The 202-nt window shown below is 66.8% G+C and carries 1 protein-coding gene; it reads left to right on the top strand.

Annotated elements, in window-relative coordinates; translation table 11 throughout:
- A partial coding sequence (locus IG99_RS44040; RefSeq protein ID WP_037684809.1) for a transposase occupies positions 1-202 on the top strand: 202 nt, incomplete at both ends.

Genomic DNA, 202 nt, shown 5'->3' with positions numbered 1-202 from the left:
TGACCGCTCGGTCGGCCAGATCGCCAAGGACTTCGACCTGACCGAGACCGCGGTGCGTGACTGGGTGAAGCAGGCCGAGGTCGATGCGGGCGAACGCGACGGTCTGACCAGCATCGAACGCGAGGAACTGGCCGCACTGCGGCGGGAGAACCGCCGTCTGCGTGAGGACGTCGACATCCTCAAGCGGGCCACGGCTTTCTTC

This window comes from Streptomyces griseus subsp. griseus (assembly GCF_000720255.1).
In the GTDB taxonomy this organism is placed as follows: domain Bacteria; phylum Actinomycetota; class Actinomycetes; order Streptomycetales; family Streptomycetaceae; genus Streptomyces; species Streptomyces griseus_I.
The sequence above is the reverse complement of the archived record's forward strand: the minus strand, read 5'-3'. Positions and strand labels throughout refer to the sequence as shown.